This is a genomic window from Diaphorobacter sp. JS3051 (assembly GCF_015832135.1).
In the GTDB taxonomy this organism is placed as follows: Bacteria; Pseudomonadota; Gammaproteobacteria; order Burkholderiales; family Burkholderiaceae_C; genus Diaphorobacter; species Diaphorobacter nitroreducens.
Map to the genome: position 1 here is coordinate 1,539,673 of NZ_CP065406.1, position 18,241 is coordinate 1,557,913.

The 18,241-nt window shown below is 67.8% G+C and carries 17 protein-coding genes; 12 read left to right on the forward strand and 5 right to left on the reverse strand.

What is annotated here, in order from left to right:
• Window positions 1-215 precede the first annotated feature (215 nt).
• Window positions 216-449, forward strand: a complete 234-nt coding sequence (gene rpmB / locus I3K84_RS07315; protein ID WP_003058229.1) for a 50S ribosomal protein L28 — start codon at window positions 216-218, stop codon at window positions 447-449.
• Window positions 450-469: 20 nt separating this feature from the next.
• The gene (rpmG, locus tag I3K84_RS07320; protein ID WP_011806495.1) at window positions 470-640 is read left to right on the forward strand and encodes a 50S ribosomal protein L33; all 171 of its coding nucleotides are present in this window, start codon (window positions 470-472) and stop codon (window positions 638-640) included.
• Window positions 641-778: 138 nt separating this feature from the next.
• On the opposite strand, the gene I3K84_RS07325 is transcribed toward rpmG, so the two are convergent.
• From I3K84_RS07325 to I3K84_RS07335, 3 genes are all read right to left on the reverse strand, one after another.
• The gene (locus I3K84_RS07325; protein WP_011806496.1) at window positions 779-1,990 is read right to left on the reverse strand and encodes a fatty acid desaturase; all 1,212 of its coding nucleotides are present in this window, start codon (window positions 1,988-1,990) and stop codon (window positions 779-781) included.
• 132 nt (window positions 1,991-2,122) lie between these two features.
• Complete coding sequence (locus I3K84_RS07330; RefSeq protein ID WP_015914051.1) at window positions 2,123-3,400, reverse strand: RsmB/NOP family class I SAM-dependent RNA methyltransferase; 1,278 nt, start codon at window positions 3,398-3,400, stop codon at window positions 2,123-2,125.
• Window positions 3,401-3,443: 43 nt separating this feature from the next.
• Complete coding sequence (locus I3K84_RS07335) at window positions 3,444-5,315, reverse strand: M48 family metallopeptidase (RefSeq protein ID WP_196995805.1); 1,872 nt, start codon at window positions 5,313-5,315, stop codon at window positions 3,444-3,446.
• Window positions 5,316-5,365: 50 nt separating this feature from the next.
• Here I3K84_RS07335 and I3K84_RS07340 point away from each other — a divergent pair, with 50 nt between their 5' ends.
• Window positions 5,366-5,614, forward strand: coding sequence for a DUF1653 domain-containing protein (locus I3K84_RS07340; protein WP_041836404.1), 249 nt, complete (start codon window positions 5,366-5,368; stop codon window positions 5,612-5,614).
• 208 nt (window positions 5,615-5,822) lie between these two features.
• Complete coding sequence (locus tag I3K84_RS07345) at window positions 5,823-6,380, forward strand: hypothetical protein (protein WP_196995806.1); 558 nt, start codon at window positions 5,823-5,825, stop codon at window positions 6,378-6,380.
• 67 nt (window positions 6,381-6,447) lie between these two features.
• Here the strand turns inward: I3K84_RS07345 and purN are convergent, their stop codons facing one another.
• Window positions 6,448-7,029: a phosphoribosylglycinamide formyltransferase gene (gene purN, locus I3K84_RS07350; RefSeq protein WP_196995807.1), complete on the reverse strand. Its 582-nt coding sequence runs from the start codon at window positions 7,027-7,029 to the stop codon at window positions 6,448-6,450.
• A 23-nt stretch (window positions 7,030-7,052) separates the two neighbouring features.
• On the opposite strand from purN, the gene I3K84_RS07355 reads away from it, so the two are divergent.
• The 4 genes from I3K84_RS07355 to I3K84_RS07370 all read left to right on the forward strand — a co-directional run bounded on the left by I3K84_RS07355 (window position 7,053) and on the right by I3K84_RS07370 (window position 11,796).
• Window positions 7,053-7,727: a YceH family protein gene (locus tag I3K84_RS07355; RefSeq protein ID WP_196995808.1), complete on the forward strand. Its 675-nt coding sequence runs from the start codon at window positions 7,053-7,055 to the stop codon at window positions 7,725-7,727.
• 87 nt (window positions 7,728-7,814) lie between these two features.
• A complete protein-coding gene (locus tag I3K84_RS07360; protein WP_135149639.1) occupies window positions 7,815-8,996 on the forward strand; it encodes an acyl-CoA dehydrogenase family protein in 1,182 nt (393 codons plus the stop codon).
• 12 nt (window positions 8,997-9,008) lie between these two features.
• Window positions 9,009-10,124: an acyl-CoA dehydrogenase family protein gene (locus I3K84_RS07365; protein WP_196995809.1), complete on the forward strand. Its 1,116-nt coding sequence runs from the start codon at window positions 9,009-9,011 to the stop codon at window positions 10,122-10,124.
• Between the two features lie 352 nt (window positions 10,125-10,476).
• Complete coding sequence (locus I3K84_RS07370; RefSeq protein WP_196995810.1) at window positions 10,477-11,796, forward strand: tetratricopeptide repeat protein; 1,320 nt, start codon at window positions 10,477-10,479, stop codon at window positions 11,794-11,796.
• 63 nt (window positions 11,797-11,859) lie between these two features.
• Here the strand turns inward: I3K84_RS07370 and I3K84_RS07375 are convergent, their stop codons facing one another.
• A complete protein-coding gene (locus tag I3K84_RS07375) occupies window positions 11,860-12,417 on the reverse strand; it encodes an HNH endonuclease (RefSeq protein WP_196995811.1) in 558 nt (185 codons plus the stop codon).
• A 165-nt stretch (window positions 12,418-12,582) separates the two neighbouring features.
• Here I3K84_RS07375 and I3K84_RS07380 point away from each other — a divergent pair, with 165 nt between their 5' ends.
• The 4 genes from I3K84_RS07380 (at window position 12,583) to I3K84_RS07395 (ending at window position 18,208) form a co-directional block, all read left to right on the forward strand.
• Window positions 12,583-13,626 (forward strand): bifunctional riboflavin kinase/FAD synthetase, encoded by a 1,044-nt coding sequence (locus I3K84_RS07380; RefSeq protein WP_011806508.1) that lies wholly within the window; start codon window positions 12,583-12,585, stop codon window positions 13,624-13,626.
• A gap of 114 nt (window positions 13,627-13,740) precedes the next feature.
• Window positions 13,741-16,596, forward strand: a complete 2,856-nt coding sequence (ileS, locus tag I3K84_RS07385) for an isoleucine--tRNA ligase (RefSeq protein WP_196995812.1) — start codon at window positions 13,741-13,743, stop codon at window positions 16,594-16,596.
• Window positions 16,596-17,093 carry a signal peptidase II gene (lspA, locus tag I3K84_RS07390; RefSeq protein WP_196995813.1) on the forward strand — a complete coding sequence of 166 codons (498 nt, stop codon included), beginning with the start codon at window positions 16,596-16,598 and terminating at the stop codon, window positions 17,091-17,093. The genes ileS and lspA overlap by 1 nt, the downstream gene beginning before the upstream one ends.
• Window positions 17,094-17,200: 107 nt before the next feature.
• Window positions 17,201-18,208 (forward strand): LacI family DNA-binding transcriptional regulator, encoded by a 1,008-nt coding sequence (locus tag I3K84_RS07395; protein ID WP_196996079.1) that lies wholly within the window; start codon window positions 17,201-17,203, stop codon window positions 18,206-18,208.
• The last annotated feature ends 33 nt before the right edge of the window (window positions 18,209-18,241 follow it).

The following is an 18,241-nucleotide window of genomic DNA, read 5'->3' on the forward strand; positions in this document are numbered from 1 at the left end:
CCCGGCTCCTGCAGGTTTCGGCATGCAGGGGCTTTTTGATATTCGGGCTATAATGCGCGGCTTTGCCAAATCCTGCGCCTGCAAATTGCAGCGCAAAGGCTGCGGCGACCGGGTTACCGCCACCCGTTCAAACTGGCGAGGTGAGGCTGACCGGCACGCTCCTGCTCTCGCGGGACTTCAGCGCCGGCAGCCGTTGCAACTATCGGAGTGTCCTGATGGCACGCGTATGTGAAGTAACGGGCAAGAAGCCCATGGTGGGAAACAACGTCTCCCACGCCAACAACAAGACCAAGCGCCGTTTCCTGCCCAACCTGCAGTACCGCCGTTTCTGGGTGGAAAGCGAGAACCGTTGGGTGCGCCTGCGCGTGTCCAGCGCCGCTCTGCGCCTGATCGACAAGAACGGTATCGACTCCGTGCTCGCAGACATGCGTGCCCGTGGCCAAGCCTAATTTCCTCAAGGAGAACAACCATGGCTTCCAAAGGCGGACGCGAAAAGATCAAGCTGGTGTCCACGGCCGAAACCGGTCACTTCTACACCACCACCAAGAACAAGAAGACGATGCCTGAGAAGATGTCGATCATCAAGTTCGACCCCAAGGCTCGCAAGCACGTCGAGTACAAGGAAGCCAAGCTGAAGTAATTCGGCCCGGCTCCTGTCAAAAAGCCGCCCGGCGTTGCGCCCGGCGGCTTTTTTCATGTCCAGCGTGGGCATAAAAAACCGCGGCACCCTTTCGGGTCGCCGCGGTACTGCGGTCAGAAGAGCCAGCCGCCGCGTCGCTCAGGCGTGGGCCGCGCGCAGCTTCAGCGAAAACTCCTTGAGCGCCGCGATGCCGCTGGCCTCGGCCCGCTGGCACCAGGCTTGCAGGTCTGCGGTCAGCTGATCGCGCGACTGCGAGGTGTTGAGCCAGAGCTGGCGCAGCTCCTCGCGCATGGTGACCATCTTGTCGAGTACGGGGTGCGCCGCACGCACTTCGGCCAGCGTCGGCTGGGCCTGCGCAGGGACCTTCTCGGCGTCGCGGTGCAGCCAGCGCTTGGCGCGCTTGAGGGCCGACACGTCGGCCTTGCGCGCCTTGAGGGCAGCGATCTCGTCCTTGCAGGCCTGGCGCACGCCGCGTGCATAGCCAGCCATGACCTCGTAGCGGTTGGCGATGAGCGCCTCCAGCGTCTTTTCGTCGGCCACCGGCTTCACGGCACCCAGGCGCAGCTTGGGCGGCACCTTCTTGACCTTGGCCCAGCCCAGGCGCTGCAACGCGCTGATGTAGAGCCACCCCACGTCGAACTCGTACGGCTTGACCGAGAACTTCGCGGCCGTCGGATAGGTGTGGTGGTTGTTGTGCAGTTCTTCACCGCCGATCACAAGGCCCCAGGGCACGAGGTTGGTGGAGGCGTCCTGCGCCTCGAAGTTGCGGTAACCCCAATAGTGGCCCACGCCGTTGACCACGCCCGCGGCCCAGAACGGGATCCACGCCATCTGCACGGCCCACACGGCGGCGCCCACGGCGCCGAACAGCACCAGGTTGATGACCAGCATCAGCCCCACGCCCTGCCAGGTGAAGCGGCTGTAGACGTTGCGCTCCATCCAGTCGTCCGGCGTGCCATGGCCGAACTTCTTCAGCGTCTCGGCGTTGGCCGCCTCGGCACGGTACAGCTCGGCCCCGCGCCACATCACGGTGCGCAGGCCGCGCGTCTGCGGGCTGTGGGGGTCGTCGGGCGTCTCGCACTTGGCGTGGTGCTTGCGGTGGATGGCCACCCATTCCTTGGTGACCATGCCCGTGCCCAGCCACAGCCAGAAGCGGAAGAAATGCGCAGGCACAGGCCCCAGGTCCAGCGCACGGTGCGCCTGCGAGCGGTGCAGGAAGATCGTCACCGCCGCGATCGTGATGTGGGTGGTGGCCAGGGTGTAGAGCACGATCTGCCACCAGGCCAGGTCCCACACGCCATGCGCCAGCCAGTCGAGCGCGGTATTCCACGCGGCGCCATCAAACAACATACAAACCTCGATCCACTATCCAATACCGCCGCACAGCCGGCGGCGTTCCCCATTGTCGGGCGCCGTCCCCGCGGACCGGAACATGCCCGGCCGCCAGGATGGCTTCGCGTTGCGTGCCAGCGCGTAGGAAAGTTACGCGCGCCGGGTCCAGACGGCAGCGAAGAAACCGTCCGTCTGGTGCAGATGAGGCCACAGCCGCAGATATCCAGTACCGCTGGCGCCGCCATGGCACAGGCGTGCGGCATCGGGCACCTTCAGCTGCGTGAGCAGCGCGCCGGCGTCCTGCGGCTCGAAATCGGCATGCGCCGCGCCGAAGGCTTCGGCGATGGCCTCGTTTTCCTGCGGCAGCACACTGCACGTGGCATAGACCAGCCGCCCGCCAGGTTTGACCAGGCGCGCCGCGCTTTCCAGGATGGCGGTCTGCTTGCCGGCCAGCTCCCGCAGCGCCTCGGGCGATTGGCGCCACTTCAGGTCGGGGTTGCGGCGCAGCGTGCCCAGGCCCGAACAGGGGGCGTCCACCAGCACGCGGTCGATCTTGCCGGCCAGGCGTTTGACGCGCTCGTCGCGCTCGTGGGCGATGGCCGCGGGGTGCACGTTGGACAGGCCCGAGCGCGCCAGGCGGGGCTTGAGCGCCTCCAGCCGGTGGGCCGACACGTCGAAGGCGTACAGCCGCCCCGTGCTGCGCATGGCCGCGCCGATGGCCAGCGTCTTGCCGCCGGCACCGGCGCAGAAGTCCACCACCATCTCGCCGCGCTTGGCGTCCAGCAGCAGCGCGAGCAACTGCGAGCCCTCGTCCTGCACCTCGATGGCGCCGCGCGTGAACGCGTCCAGCTTGGTGAGCGCAGGCTTGCCGGCGATGCGCAGTCCCCAGGGAGAGTAAGGTGTCACTACCGATTTGATAGCTGCTTGCGCAAGCTCCTTCTGCACCTGGTCGCGTTTTTCCTTCAAGGCATTGACGCGCAGGTCCAATGGCGCCGGCTGCGCCAGGCTGTCGGCCAGGGCCCAGAAGCCGCTCTCGCCCAGCTGCTCCTTGAGCGGCGCCACCAGCCATTCGGGCAGGTTGTGGCGGTGCGGCGCCAGCAGGTCTTCAGGACGCACGGCGTCGCACTGGTCCAGCCAGGACTTTTCCTGCTCTGTCAGCGCGCTCTTGACGAAGTCGCGCGGGCCGTGAAAGCCCAGGATGGCCAGGCGCCGCTCCTTGGGGCCCGCGCCCGAGCGCGCGAGCTGCTCGAACAACAGCTTCTTGCGCAGGACGTTGTAGACGGTTTCGGCCAGCGTGGCGCGCTCACGCGGGCCCAGGCCGCGGTGCTCGCGGAAGTAGCGCGAGACCACGGCGTCGGCCGGGTGTTCAAAAGTAAGGACCAGCCTGACGAGTTCCGCGCAGGCGTCCACAAGGGCTTTGGGATGCATGGCGTGATTGTCCCATCTCGCGCCCGCATCATCCGCCGCCGCCTCAAGCCCCTCCGGGCCCGGCGTGCACGGGCTCAAACGCCTGGCGCTCGATGTCCTCCAGCGCCGCCGTGTCACCGGCCGCGAGCACCAGCAGCTGTCCCGGCAGTTCCAGCTCGCTCTCCAGACGGCGGCACAGGGCAAAGCGCGCCTGCGCATCCAGACCGCGCAATTGCACGAACAGCAGGTAGGTGCGCCGCTGGGGCATGGCGCGCAGTTGCTTGCACACCAGCCAGGCGCGCGCCACCGCGCGGTGCAGGGCCAATTCGGCCTGCAGCTCGCCGAGCTCGAACGCGCTCAGATCGTGGCGCGTCACGCGCTGGAAGAAGGGCGTGTCGTACAGCTCCTCCAGGGCGGCATCCTCCACCTCCTCCGCCTGGCGCACGCGCTCGCGCCAGCGCTTGAGGGCCTCGGCGTCATAGTCCCCACCGGCCTCGGTACGCTGCTCCAGCGCCTGCACCGCGCCCCGGGCCGCACCCCAGCGATGGGTGGGACTGCCGTCCCACAATGCCTCGCAACAGCGCAGGCGCGCCGCGGCGTCCTGTGGCGGCAGACTGTCGGCCAGCCCGAGCAGCGCGCCCACATGGGCGGGTTCGCGCGCCAGCACGCGCTCGTACAGCGGCTGCACGGCGGCCTGCGGGTCCAGCCGGCGCATCAACCGCGCCAGCTCCACGGTCTCGGTGGCGCTGTTGCCGGCCTGGGTGGACTGCAGGGTGCGCACGCGCTCCTGCGCCCGCTGCAGGCGGGCGTGGTGCTGCTTCCACACCGTGGCGTTGGCCTTGCACCACTGGTCATCGAAGTGCGCCATCCAGCCGCGCGCCTGCGCCCCCAGCAGCGACAGCGCCCCGCGCTGCGACCACGGCGGCAGCGTGGGGCGCCCACCTGTGAGCGCCTCCACCCGGTCGCGCAGCACGGGATGGGTGTCGTCCACGCCGCTCAGGCGCCGTACCGCTTCGCGCAGCGCCATCTGGGCGAAGGCCGGCTCCGGCGGCAGTGCCAGCAGGCGCTTCAGGGCGCCGTAGGGCCCGGCGGGCAGCGGTTGGGACAGCGCGCCCTGCCAGTGCTGGCGCCAGAACTGCTCGCCCAGCCAGGCGCCCTTGATCTCGACCTCGGTGAGCGCGGCGGCCACCTCATCCTGGCCCAGCAGGCGCGCGGCGATGCGGTCGGCCTCGTATTCGTCCTGGCGGGCCAGGGCGAAGGTCTTGGCGGCAAAGCGCGGCCAGTACCAGTCCAGAAACGCCCGCGTGGCCACGGCCGTGGGGCCGGCATCGTCCTGCATGCCCTCGTGCAGGCGGTGCCAGCTCAGGCGGGTGCGGTAGATCCAGGCCGCAAAGCGCCCGTGGTCGCCACGCAGGTGGCCGTACTCGTGGGCCAGCACCGCCAGCAGGCGCTTTTTGTCCAGCGCCATGAGCAGCGGCAGACCGACGGTGAGCTGATTGCGCGCACCGCCCAGCATGCCCCAGCGTGCCTCCTGGCGGATGCTGGCGTTGAAGTCGTCGTCCAGATACACCTCGTGGATGGGCGGCCCCTTGATCTTGCGGCGGATGCGCTCCAGCGCATCGAACAGCGCCGGCGCCTCACGCGCGGTGATCTGTACGCCCTGGGGCGGGCTGCGCGGCACCCACAGCGCACGCAGGCTCAGCCATAACAGGCCGCACGCGGCCATCACAATCCATACCCAGGCGAAGCGGAACTTGCCGTGGAGGAGTTGGGGCACCACCCACACCAGCATGCCCACGGCCAGCGCCAGGCAGCCCAGCACCCAGGCGTAGCCCAGCGCCGCAAAGGCGGCCACGCCGCGGCGGTAGGCACGGCTGTCGTCGGCGCTGGCCATCTCGCTCATGCGCACCATGTGTATGAAGTCCGCCTTCTCCATCAACCGCCCTCCCGTTGTGATGCGTATTTTTTCCACCGCGAATGCTATCCATGAACGATGAACTGCCACCCCTGGTTTGCACACCCCCCGGCCGCTATCGCCACTACAAAGGCGGGCTGTACGAGGTGCTCGGCACGGTACGCCACAGCGAGACGCTGGAGCCCATGACCCTGTACCGCGCGCTGTACGGCGAGCAGGGTCTGTGGGTGCGCCCGGCCGCCATGTTCAACGGGACGGTGGTGGTCGATGGCCGCGAGCAGCCGCGCTTCGCCGCGTGCGCGGGCACACCCGAGGATTGAAGACAAATACGGCCCTTGCGCTTGTCCATCAAGCGGCAGCAGCTCCTCTTTCAATAGCAAACACCACCTACTGGCTGCGCGCGCGGCCCGGCACCCCTGCCCTCCCTTGTCCTACGCCGGTGCCCAAAGGCGGGCACTACGGTGTAGTCAGGACGACAAGCGGCGGCGTGCGCAGGCGAGCCCCGTGCGCCGCGGAAAGGAGCCTTCCATGGACTATCTGCTGCAGGGAATGTTTGGCGAGCGGTCGCTGACCAAGGTGGCCGCCGTGTTCAACGACCGCGCCGACGCGCAGGCGATGGTGGCGCGGCTGCAAAGCCTGCCCGGTATGGCGCCCGGCCAGGTGCGCATGCTGGGGCCGGAGGATGCGCGGGAAGACCATGCCGAGCACTTCGGCCGCACGCTGGAGCCGGAGCAGCGCGGTATCTTCCGCACGATGATCCGCGCCCACGTGGTGACCGGTTTCGCGGGCGGCGTGGTCGGCCTGCTGCTGTACGCGTGGCTGCTGCGCTCGGGCACCCCGCTGATCGTCAGCAGCCCACTGCTGGCCTTCATCGCCGTGGTGGGCTTTTGCACCACCTTCGGCCTGTTGGCCGGCGGCCTCGTCACCATGCGCCCCGACCACGTGGGGCTGATCGCCGAGGTGCGCGAAGCCCTGGAGCAGGGCCGCTGGGCGGTGGTGGTGCACCCGACCGACACCGCGCAGACACGGCAGACGCGCGCGTTGCTGCAGGATGGCGGCGGCGCGCAGGTGGCGCGCACGCTGTGAGCGTGCCGCCCGGGCAGATTGCATTCAAATCATGCTCCAGCGCACGCCCCATCAGCGCTAACAGCTATCAATTTGCAAGCAAATGCGCCAGTACGGCGCGTGGATAGATCAGGTGTTCCTGCGTGAGCACGCGGGCGGCCAGCGCGTCGGCCGTGTCGCCCGGCAGCACGGGCACCACCGCCTGGTCCAGGATGGGGCCCACGTCCAGTTCTGCCGTGACCTCGTGCACCGTGCAGCCGGCGAACCTGCATCCGGCGTCGATGGCGCGCTGGTGCGTGTGCAGGCCCGTGAAGGCCGGCAGCAGCGAGGGGTGGATGTTGACCAGCCGGCCCGCGAAGTGGTCCACGAACCCCGGGGTGAGAATGCGCATGAAGCCAGCAAGCACCACCAGGGACGGCTCGTAAGCGTCGATGGCCTGGGCCAGCGCGGTGTCGAACGCCTCGCGCGAGGGATAGGCCTTGTGGTCCAGCACCTGGGTGGCAATGCCCTGCTCGCGCGCCAGCGCCAGGCCCTTGGCATCGGCCTTGTTGCTCAGCACTGCGGCCACACGGACGCCGTGGCGGCCCGCCCAGTCCTGCTGCTGCGCGGTGCGCACGATGGCCACCATGTTGGAGCCGCCGCCGGAGATCAAAATCACGATGTTCTTCATTTGCCGGAAATTATCCCCTGCCCATGCCCTTTGACGCCCGCACCCGCCCCCTGACCGCGCCGCAAGCGCGCGTGCTTGCCACGCTGCTGGAAAAGTCCCGCACCGTGCCCGACAGCTATCCCCTCACCCTCAACAGCCTGCTGGCCGGCTGCAACCAAAAGAGCAGCCGCGATCCGGTCATGCAACTCACCGAGAGCGAGGTGCAGCAGGCGCTGGATGAGCTGCGCCAGCAGACGCTGGTGCTGGAGATCGGCGGCGCGCGCGTGGCGCGCTGGGAGCACAACTTCACCCGCGGCGTGGGCGTGCCCGACCAGTCCGCCGCGCTGCTCGGCCTGCTGATGCTGCGCGGCCCGCAAACCGCGGGCGAGCTGCGCATCAACGCCGAGCGCTGGCACCGGTTTGCCGATATCTCCTCGGTCGAGGCCTTCCTGGACGAGCTGCAGTCGCGCTCCGATGACAAGGGCGGGCCGCTGGTCACGCTGCTGCCGCGCGCACCGGGCGCGCGCGAGCCGCGCTGGGCTCACCTGCTGTGCGGCCCTGTGGATGCCAGCCTCGTGCAGACAGCCAGCCTGCCCGCCACGCGCAATGAGGAAGACGGCGCACTGGCCCCGCGCGTACAGGCCCTGGAGGAAGAAGTCGCCACGCTGCGCGCCACGGTGCAGCGCCTGTGCGAGCAACTGGGCGTGGCCGAGCACTGACCTCGCCAAGACCCCGCCCCTGTCACGGTTCGGACAGGGTTGAAAAGCACGCCCGTGCTACAACGGCGGCTTCACAGGAGACAGCATATGGACCTTGCATTCACCCCCGAAGAGCAGGCATTCCGCGAGGAAATTCGCGCCTGGGTGCGCACCCACCTGCCCCAGGACATCGCACACAAGGTGCACAACGCCCTGCGCCTGTCCAAGGACGACATGCAGCGCTGGGCCAAGATCCTCGGCGCCAAGGGCTGGCTGGGCTACGGCTGGCCCCGGGAGTTCGGCGGACCCGGCTGGAACGCCGTGCAAAAGCACTTGTTCGAAGAGGAATGCGCCCTCGCCGGCGCGCCGCGCATCGTGCCCTTCGGGCCGGTGATGGTGGCGCCGGTGATCATGGCCTTTGGCAGCAAGGAGCAGCAGCAACGCTTCCTGCCCGGCATCGCCAGCGGCGAGGTGTGGTGGAGCCAGGGCTACAGCGAGCCGGGCTCGGGCTCGGACCTGGCCAGCCTCAAGACCCGCGCCGAGCGCGTGGGCGACAAGTACATCGTCAACGGCCAGAAGACCTGGACCACGCTCGGCCAGTACGGCGACTGGATGTTCAACCTGGTGCGCACCAGCACGGAAGGCAAGCCGCAGACGGGCATCAGCTTCCTGCTGCTGGACATGAAGTCGCCCGGCGTCACCGTGCGGCCCATCAAGCTGCTGGACGGCGAGTGCGAGGTCAACGAGGTGTTCTTCGACAACGTCGAGGTGCCTGCCGACCAGCTCATCGGCGAGGAGAACAAGGGCTGGACCTACGCCAAGCACCTGCTCAGCCATGAGCGCACCAACATCGCCGACGTGAACCGCGCCAAGCGCGAGCTCGAGCGCTTGAAGCGCATCGCCAAGGCCGAGGGCGTGTGGGACGACATGCGCTTTCGCGACCAGATCGCGCTGCTGGAGGTGGACATCGTCGCACTGGAGATGCTGGTGCTGCGCGTGCTGTCGATGGAAAAGAGCGGCAAGAACCCGCTGGACATCGCCGGCCTGCTGAAGATCCGCGGCAGCGAGATCCAGCAGCGCTATGCAGAGCTGATGATGCTGGCTGCCGGCCCGTTCGCCCTGCCCTTCATCGAGGAAGCCATGGAGGCCGGCTGGCAGGGCGACTTCCCTGGCGGCGTGGCCGCCAACGCCCCGCTCGCCTCCACCTACTTCAACCTGCGCAAGACCACCATCTACGGCGGCAGCAATGAAGTGCAACGCAATATCGTCGCTCAGACCGTGCTGGGTTAAGGAGACAAGACCATGGATTTCAACTTCTCCGACGACCAGCAGCAACTGCGCGACGCCGTACGCCGCTGGGTGGACAAGGGTTACGGTTTCGAGCGCCGCCGCGCCATCGTGGCCGCAGGTGGATTTGACCGCGCCGCTTACAACGAGTTGGCCGAGCTGGGCCTCACGGCCCTCACCGTGCCCGAGGCCCACAGCGGCTTGGGCCAGGGCGCCGTGGATGCCATGGTGGCCATGGAAGAGCTGGGCCGCGGCATCGTGATGGAACCGCTGGCGCATGCGTTCATTGCGGCCCGCGTGCTTAGCGAATGCGCCGACGACAACATGCAGTCCGCCTGGCTGCCGCGCATCGCCAGCGGCGAAGCCCTGGTGGTGCTGGCCCACCAGGAGCGCAAGGCCCGCTACCGCCTCGATGTTTGCGAGGCAAAAGCGGCTGCAGCGCCCGGTGGATATGCGCTCACAGCTATCAAAAGCGTAGTTCCGGCGGGCGACCAGGCGGACGCCTTCCTCGTGCCCGCACAGCTCGATGGCCGCATCGCGCTGTTCCTGGTGGAACGCAGCGCCGCCGGCGTGGCCACGCGCGGCTACCTCACGCAGGACGGCAGCCGCGCCGCCGAACTGTCGCTGACCCAGGCCCCCGCCACGCTGGCCACCGCCGACGGCCTGGCCGCGCTGGAGCTGGCCGTGGACACCGGCATTGCCGCCGCCTGCGCCTACGCCGTGGGCGCCATGGAGCAGACCCTGGCCATCACCGCCGACTACATGAACCAGCGCAAGCAGTTCGGCGTGCCCATCGCCAGCTTCCAGGCGCTGCGCCACCGCATCGCCGACATGAAGATGCAGCTGGAACTGGCGCGCTCCATGAGCTACTACGCCAGCCTGAAGCTGGGCGAGGAAGCCGGCGAGCGCCGCCGCGCCCTGGCCCGCGCCAAGGTGCAACTGGGCCAGTCCATGCGCTTCGTCGGCCAGCAGGCGGTGCAGTTGCACGGCGGCATCGGCGTGACGGACGAGTACATCATCAGCCACTACTTCAAGACGCTCACGCAGCTGGAGATGTCGTGGGGCGACACGCTGCACCACCTGGGCGAGGTGGGCGCGCGCATGCAGGACACGGCGGGGGTGTTTGCCTAAGGGCCCCAAGCAGCGCTTCTCGGAAGCATCTCCGCTGGCTTAGCGCTTGCGGGGATGCTGCTGTGTGCAGATGCTCTGCTTGCGCGCAGAGCGCTCTACGAACGCGTGCCTTGCACGGCACGAAGATCGCTGCCTTTCTGGACACCGCCGCCGAATCCAGTGCCTGGCGCGCAGTTTTTGGCTTGAACTAGGAAGCCGCACAGCGAATGGCCCACCTGCACTGCGCAGACGTGCAGGCGGCCGCATTCGCGTCGGCGAAACGCGCTTTACGCTCCGCCGCTGACGGGTTCCACGCTTCCCGGATAATGACGGGTTTTCCGTTTAGCGCCCTAACGCGCAGCACCTTTTTGCCATGAGCGCCACTGCCCCCCACGCTGACCCCATCCGCCAGTACCTCGAGACCGCCCGCACCCAGATCGCCAAAGGTGAACTCCGCCAGGCTGCCGAGACCCTGAACAAGGCCCAGAAGAAGTCGCCCAACGACGCGCGCGTCTTCATGCTGGCCGGCCTGATGGCGGAGAAGGCAGGCAACGTCAAGGGCGCCTTCGAAGCCCTGCGCAAGAGCGTCGCCCTGGCACCCACATGGGGCCCGGGCCTGCTGGAGCTGGCGCTGCTGCTGGCGCGACAGAACCAGTTCCAGGAAGCCGTGGAGACGGCCGAGAAGGTGGCCAAGCTGGAGCCCAAGAACCTGTTGGTGCTGGCCGGGGTGGTGGACATTGCGCACCGTGCGGGCCACGCTGAAATGGCCGTGCGCCATCTGCGCCGCGGTCTGGAGCTGGTGCCGGGCGACGTGCAGTTGCGCCGCCTCCTGGCCGCCGACCTGGAAGGCCTGGGGCAACACGCCGAAGCACTGGATGTATGGAACAGCTTGATCGCGCAGGATCCCAAGGACCAACAGGCGCTGCTGGGCCGCGTGAAGACCCTGCTGGCGGCAGGCAAGCCCGCCCAGGCCGCGGCCGATACCACCACGTTGCTTGAGTTGGCGCCCGGCGATTCCGTGTATGCCTATTACAGCGCGCTGGCCCATGGCGTTACCCCGCCGCACCAGCCTGTCGAGTTGAACCGCCATCTGTTTGATGGCCTGGCCGAGGTCTACGACCAGCACACGGTACGCGGTCTGCGGTACCAGTTGCCGAAAATCGTGGCCGACAAGATCCTGGCCCGCTACCCCGATAAGCACCTGAATGTGCTGGACCTGGGCTGCGGCACGGGGCTGCTGGGTGTGTGCCTGGGCCGCATCGACGGATTCCTGATCGGCGTGGATGTTTCCACCAAGATGATCGAGCAGGCCCATCGCCACCGCGTGTACGACCGGTTTCACACCGTCAACCTGCTGGATGCGCTGCGCGAGACGCCGGGCGACATCTATGAGGTAATCACGGCACTGGACGTCTTCATTTACACCGGCGAGCTGGAGGAAACCATTCCCAACGCGCACCGCATTCTGCTGCCGGCCGGGGACTTTTACTTCTCCTGCGAAGCCGCCCCGGAAGAAGGTACCGACCTCGTGCTGCAGTCCAATGGCCGCTATGCCCACAAGCGCAGCCATGTGCAGGCACTGTGCCGCCAAGCGGGCTTTGAATCGGTGGAGATCGAAGACCTGACGCTGCGCTACGAAGGCGGCGAGCCTGTGCAAGGCTTCCTGGTCAAGGCCCGCAAGGCGGCTGCTTAAGAAAGCCCAGCCGGCCTCATCAAAAAACGCGGCCTTGGCCGCGTTTTTTCTTACCCGCCAACGTCAGCTCAACAGCCGCGACGACTTGGGCACGTGGGCCATGAGGAACTCCATCTGGTCGGCCAGGATGCGCCGGTTGCGCAGGATGAAGTCTTCCCACAGGCTGGGTACGTAAGGCGTGTACAGCAGCGGCATATGCGCCTGCTCGGGCGTACGCGGGCCCTTGCGGTGGTTGCAGGGGCGGCACGAGGTGACCACGTTCATCCAGTGGTCCACGCCGTTCCTGGCAAACGGCACGATGTGCTCGCGGGTCAGGTCCTGTTCCTGGAAATGCCCTCCGCAGTAAGCGCACACGTTGCGGTCGCGTGCGAACAGCTTGGCGTTGGTGAGGCTGGGGTAGAGGTCGAAGGGGTTGATGTTCGGCACGCCACGCGTACCGATGATGCTGCTCACCGCGATCTGTGACTGCTCGCCGGTGATGGCGTTATGGCCACCGCGAAACAGCGCGACCTGCGCGCCGATCTCCCAGCGCACCTCGCCCGCGGCGTAATGGGTGACCGCCTGCTCCAGCGATATCCACGACTGCGGCAGCCCTTGGGCCGACAGCTTCAAGACCTTCACAACACGCCTCCTGCAATGCAACACAAGAATCGGAACGCTGATGTCTTCTCGCCGGTCGCACTGTGCAGCGCAGCCGGTAGCGCACAATATACTCTTTTTCATGACAAATTGGCGTCAAGCGCTTGATGGACTTGCGCCAGCCGCTATCAAAAGAAAAGCACTGCGATGAAGATCTTCCGCGGCTTCCATCACCCGGAGGTGGCACCGGCCTGCGCCCTCACCATCGGCAATTTCGACGGCGTGCACCGCGGCCACCAGGCCATGCTGGCCCTGCTGAACAGCGAGGCGCAGCACCGCGGCGTGCAAAGCTGCGTGCTGACCTTCGAGCCGCATCCGCGCGACTACTTCGCCGGGGTGCACAAGCGCCCGGATCTCGCGCCCGCGCGCATCGGCACGCTGCGCGACAAGCTGTCCGAGCTGGCGCGCTGCGGCGTGCAGCAGACCATCGTGCTGCCGTTCAACGAAAAGCTGGCACGCCAGGCACCCCAGGCCTTCATCGACGATGTGGTGGTGGGCGGCCTGGGTGCGCGCTACCTGCTGGTGGGCGACGATTTCCGCTTCGGCGCCCAGCGCGCGGGGGACTACGCCATGCTGGACACCGCCGGCCGCGAGCGCGGCTTCGAGGTGGCGCGCATGAACAGCTACGAGGTGCACGGGCTGCGTGTTTCCAGCTCCGCCGTGCGCGACGCCCTGGGCGCCGGCGACATGGAGGAAGCCACTCGCCTGCTGGGGCGCCCGTACGCGATCTCTGGCCACGTGGTGCATGGACGCAAGCTGGGCCGGTCGCTGGGCCGCTCAGCCGCCAGCGGGCCCCACCAGGACGGCTTTCGCACGCTGAACCTGCGCTTCGCGCACTGGAAACCCGCCGCCAGCGGCATCTTCGCGGTACTGGTGCACGGGCTGGACGCCGAGCCCCTGCCCGGTGTGGCCAACCTGGGCGTGCGCCCGTCGCTGGACCCGAGCGACGTGAACGGCGGGCGCGTGCTGCTGGAGACGCATTGCCTGCAGTGGCCCGCTCACCTGGGGGCCGAGGGGGCCTACGGTAAAATCGTGCGCGTGGAACTCCTGCACAAACTGCACGACGAGCTGAAGTACGACAGCCTGGGCGCCCTCACAACCGGCATCGCCAAGGACTGCGATGACGCCCGCGCGTACTTCGCATCCTCCCACGCAGAGACCCGTCGCCAGACCACCCGCGACCGAATTTGACGGGGCCGCCTTCGCCCCGCCAGCGCTTGGCGGGCCGCGCCAGCCCCGCCCTTGTCCTGCCCCCGTGTTTGCCTTTCGGGCCACGCCCGGAACGCCCTTGACCTGAAGGTTCCCATGTCCGACTCCAACCCCAAGAACGCCCCCGCCAGTGCCTACCGCGGCACGCTGAACATGCCCGACACGCCCTTCCCCATGCGCGGCGACCTGCCCAAGCGCGAGCCGGGCTGGGTCAAGGAATGGGACGACAAGGGCATCTACAAGAAGCTGCGCGACGCGCGAAGCGGCGCGCCGAAGTTCATCCTGCACGACGGCCCGCCGTACGCCAACGGCCAGCTGCACATCGGCCACGCGGTAAACAAGATCCTGAAGGACATGATCATCAAGGCGCGCCAGCTCGAGGGCTTTGACGCGATCTACGTGCCGGGCTGGGACTGCCACGGCCTGCCGATCGAGAACGCCATCGAAAAGCTGCACGGCCGCAACCTGCCGCGCGACGAGATGCAGGCCAAGGGCCGCGCGTTTGCCACCGAGCAGATCGCGCAGCAGATGGTGGACTTCAAGCGCCTGGGCGTGCTGGGCGACTGGGACAACCCGTACAAGACCATGAATTTTGCGAGCGAGGCCGGCGAGATCCGCGCGCTCAAGAAGGTCATGGAGCGCGGTTTCGTGTACCGTGGCTTGAAGCCCGTGTACTGGTGCTTCGACTGCGCCTCGTCGCTGGCGGAGTTCGAGATCGAATACCAGGACAAGAAGAGCCAGACGCTGGACGTGGCGTTCAAGGCACATGAGCCGGCCAAGCTGGCCGCTGCCTTCGGCCTGCCCGCCCTGTCCAAGGACGCCTTCGCGGTCATTTGGACCACCACCGCCTGGACCATTCCCGCCAACCAGGCACTGAACCTCAATCCCGAGCTGCCGTACGCACTGGTGGACACCGAGCGCGGCCTGTTCATCGTGGCCGAATCGCTGGTCGAGGCCTGCATGACGCGCTGGGGCCTCACGGGCCAGGTGCTGGCCGTGGTGCCCGGCGAAAAGCTCGCGGGCCTGGAGTTCGAGCATCCGCTGTACGACATGGACGCGGGCTACCGGCGTCTGTCGCCTGTGTACCTGGCCGACTACGCCACTGCCAGCGATGGCACGGGCCTGGTGCACTCCTCGCCCGCCTATGGCGTGGACGACTTCAACTCCTGCGTCGCCCACGGCATGGCCTACGACCAGATCCTGAACCCCGTGCAGGGCAACGGCACCTACGCGGCGGACTTTCCGCTGTTCGGCGGCCAGCACATCTGGAAGGCCGTGCCCGTCATCATCGACGCACTCAAGGTCGCCGGCCGTCTGCTGAACACCACCACCATCACCCACAGCTACCCGCACTGCTGGCGCCACAAGACGCCCGTGATCTACCGCGCCGCGGCGCAGTGGTTCGTGCGCATGGACGAGGGCGAGGGCGTATTCACCGACCCGGCGCAGAAACCCGCACAGACCCTGCGCCAGATCGCGCTGGAGGCCATCGAGCACACGGCCTTCTACCCGGACAACGGCAAGGCCCGCCTGCGCGACATGATTGCCGGACGGCCCGACTGGTGCATTTCGCGCCAGCGCAGCTGGGGCGTGCCGATCCCGTTCTTCCTGCACCAGGACTCGGGCGAGCTGCACCCGCGCACCATGGAGATCATCGACCAGGCCGCAGAGATCGTCGAGCAGGGCGGCATCGAAGCCTGGAGCCGTGTGACGGCCGAGGAGATCCTGGGCGCGGAGGACGCCAAGCACTACACCAAGAGCACCGACATCCTGGAAGTGTGGTTCGACTCCGGCTCCACCTTCTGGCATGTGATGCGCGGCACCCACCCCACCATGCACCATGACGAGGGTCCCGAGGCCGACCTGTACCTCGAAGGCCATGACCAGCACCGCGGCTGGTTCCACAGCTCGCTGCTGCTGGCCAGCGCCATCTTCGGGCGCGCACCCTACCGCGGCCTGCTCACGCACGGCTTCACGGTGGACGGCCAGGGCAAGAAGATGAGCAAGTCGCTGGGCAACACCGTCTCGCCGCAGGAGGTGAGCGGCAAGCTGGGCGCCGAAATCATCCGCCTGTGGTGTGCCGCCACCGACTACTCGGGCGACCTGGCGATCGACGACAAGATCCTGGCACGTGTGGTGGACGCCTACCGCCGCATCCGCAACACGCTGCGCTTCTTGCTCGCCAATGTGAGCGACTTCGACCCGGCCCAGGACGCCGTGCCGTTCGAGCAGCTGCTGGAGATCGACCGCTACGCCCTCTCGCGCGCGGCGCAGCTGCAGCAGGACATCCTGGCGCACTACAAGGTGTACGAGTTCCACCCCGTGGTCGCCAAGCTGCAGCTGTACTGCTCGGAAGACCTGGGGGGCTTTTACCTCGACGTGCTGAAGGACCGCCTGTACACCACGGCGCCCAAGAGCCTGGCGCGCCGCAGCGCGCAGACCGCCCTCTACCAGATCACCCACGCCATGCTGCGCTGGATGGCGCCGTTCCTGTCCTTCACGGCCGAAGAAGCGTGGAAGATGTTCGGCCAGTCCGAGACCATCTACCTGGAGACCTACCAGACCATTCCCACGGCCGACGAGGGCCTGGCCGCCAAGTGGGAACGCCTGCGTGAGATCCGCGACGCGGTGAACAAGGAGATCGAGACCGTGCGCGCTGCCGGAACCGTGGGCTCGTCGCTACAGGCTGTGGTCACGCTCACTGCCGCGCCCGAAGACCATGCGCTGCTGGCCAGCCTGGGCGACGACCTGAAGTTCGTGCTCATCGTTTCAGCTACACATTTGGTAGCTGGAAGCGCCCTGCAGATCAGCGTTGCGGCCAGTTCCGATGCCAAGTGCGAGCGCTGCTGGCACTACCGTGCCGACGTGGGCCAGAATCCCGAGCACCCCACGCTCTGCGGGCGCTGCGACAGCAACTTGCATGGCGCCGGTGAAAACCGGGTGCACGCCTGATGGCGCGCGCCGCCGTATCCCGCAGCGCCAGCCTGTGGCCCTGGTTGGCCTGGGCCGTGCTGCTCGTCATTGCCGACCAGTTCACCAAGACGCTGATCCTGGGCTACTACCGCCTGGGCGACGCGACCTACGTGACCAGCTTCTTCAACATCGTGCGGGCGCACAACACCGGGGCGGCGTTCTCCTTCCTGGCCGATGCCGGGGGATGGCAGCGCTGGCTGTTCACGGGCATTGCGCTGGCAACGGCGGTCTTCATCCTGTGGCAGCTGCGCGCCCACCCGGGGCAGAAGCTGTTCTGCTTCGCGTTGTCCAGCATCCTGGGCGGTGCCATCGGCAACGTGGTGGACCGCCTGCAGCATGGCTACGTCGTGGACTTCCTGGACTTTCACCTGCGCGGCTGGCACTTCCCCGCGTTCAACGTGGCCGACTGCGCCATCACCGTGGGCGCGGCCTGCCTGATCCTGGACGAGCTGCTGCGCGTGCGCCGCGAGCGCTGACATCCAATCCCCAGGGTTAACCCGGTCGGACCGCGTGTCATCGCGGCGTCATACTCGCGTGGTGCAATGAAATCGATTTCATCACCACGCCAATGCCCAAGGAACCCCTGAACATCCACAACGTCGCCACGCGCGCCGGCGTCTCGGCCGCGACCGTGTCCCGGGCGTTCAACTTTCCCGACAAGGTGGCGCCCGCCACGCGTGACCTGGTGGAGCGCGCAGCGCGCGAGCTCGGCTATCAGCCCAACGCCAGCGCCCGTACGCTGCGCACCCAGCGCAGCCGCGTGCTGGGTGTGGTGCTGCCCACCCTGCTCAACCCGGTCTTTGCCGAGTGCCTGCAGGGCATTTCCCAGGCGGCGGCGGCGAGCGGCTACGCCATCGTGCCCGTCATGACGAGCTACGAGGAAACGCAGGAGCAGCAGGCCGTCGCGCAGCTGCTGGCCGCCAACGTGGACGGCATGATCCTGGTCGTCTCCAGCCCGTCGGACTCGCGGGCGCTGGAGCGCCTGCGCGGCGCGGGCCTGCCGTACGTGCTGGCCTACAACGCCCACCCCGGCCATCCCTGCATTTCGGTGGACGGCGAGGCCGCATCGGCCGAGGCCGTGGCGCGGCTGGCGGCGCTGGGCCACCGGCGCATCGCCATGGTCAGCGGCACGCTGGCGGCCTCTGACCGTGCGCAGCAGCGCTACCGCGGCTACCTGCGCGGCATGGCCGCGGCGGGGCTGCAGGCGCCCCCCCTGGTGGAGGTGCCCTTCGTCGCCACCGCCGTCGAGGCGCTGTCGCGCTACCTGCAGACGCCCACGCGGCCCACCGCCCTGTTCTGCTCCAACGACCTGCTGGCCATCCGCAGCATGCGCGCCGCGCGCCTGACGGGGCTGTCCGTTCCGCAGGACCTGGCCGTCATGGGCTTCGACGGCATCGCCATCGGCCAGGACCTCACCCCGGCCCTGAGCACCATCGCCCAGCCCAACCACGACATCGGCCGCCATGGCGTGGAACTGCTCGTGCAGTCCATCGCCCGCGGCAACCCGCCCGGCGCCGGCGACAGCCTGTGCCTGCCTTACCGCTTCTGCGGCGGCGAGTCCTGCGCCGCCGCCGCGGGCCCCGCGGCTTGAAATCCCATCCACCCTCTGTCCAACCCAAGGAGA

Coding starts and splice junctions, on each gene's coding strand:
- purN (WP_196995807.1), bottom strand. CDS start 7,029: ATGAAGAACATCGTGATTTTGATCTCCGGCGGCGGCTCCAACATGGTG.
- I3K84_RS07360 (WP_135149639.1), top strand. CDS start 7,815: ATGGACCTTGCATTCACCCCCGAAGAGCAGGCATTCCGCGAGGAAATT.
- I3K84_RS07335 (WP_196995805.1), bottom strand. CDS start 5,315: ATGGAGAAGGCGGACTTCATACACATGGTGCGCATGAGCGAGATGGCC.
- rpmB (WP_003058229.1), top strand. CDS start 216: ATGGCACGCGTATGTGAAGTAACGGGCAAGAAGCCCATGGTGGGAAAC.
- I3K84_RS07345 (WP_196995806.1), top strand. CDS start 5,823: ATGGACTATCTGCTGCAGGGAATGTTTGGCGAGCGGTCGCTGACCAAG.
- I3K84_RS07340 (WP_041836404.1), top strand. CDS start 5,366: ATGAACGATGAACTGCCACCCCTGGTTTGCACACCCCCCGGCCGCTAT.
- I3K84_RS07370 (WP_196995810.1), top strand. CDS start 10,477: ATGAGCGCCACTGCCCCCCACGCTGACCCCATCCGCCAGTACCTCGAG.
- I3K84_RS07365 (WP_196995809.1), top strand. CDS start 9,009: ATGGATTTCAACTTCTCCGACGACCAGCAGCAACTGCGCGACGCCGTA.
- ileS (WP_196995812.1), top strand. CDS start 13,741: ATGTCCGACTCCAACCCCAAGAACGCCCCCGCCAGTGCCTACCGCGGC.
- rpmG (WP_011806495.1), top strand. CDS start 470: ATGGCTTCCAAAGGCGGACGCGAAAAGATCAAGCTGGTGTCCACGGCC.
- I3K84_RS07330 (WP_015914051.1), bottom strand. CDS start 3,400: ATGCATCCCAAAGCCCTTGTGGACGCCTGCGCGGAACTCGTCAGGCTG.
- I3K84_RS07355 (WP_196995808.1), top strand. CDS start 7,053: ATGCCCTTTGACGCCCGCACCCGCCCCCTGACCGCGCCGCAAGCGCGC.
- I3K84_RS07380 (WP_011806508.1), top strand. CDS start 12,583: ATGAAGATCTTCCGCGGCTTCCATCACCCGGAGGTGGCACCGGCCTGC.
- lspA (WP_196995813.1), top strand. CDS start 16,596: ATGGCGCGCGCCGCCGTATCCCGCAGCGCCAGCCTGTGGCCCTGGTTG.
- I3K84_RS07325 (WP_011806496.1), bottom strand. CDS start 1,990: ATGTTGTTTGATGGCGCCGCGTGGAATACCGCGCTCGACTGGCTGGCG.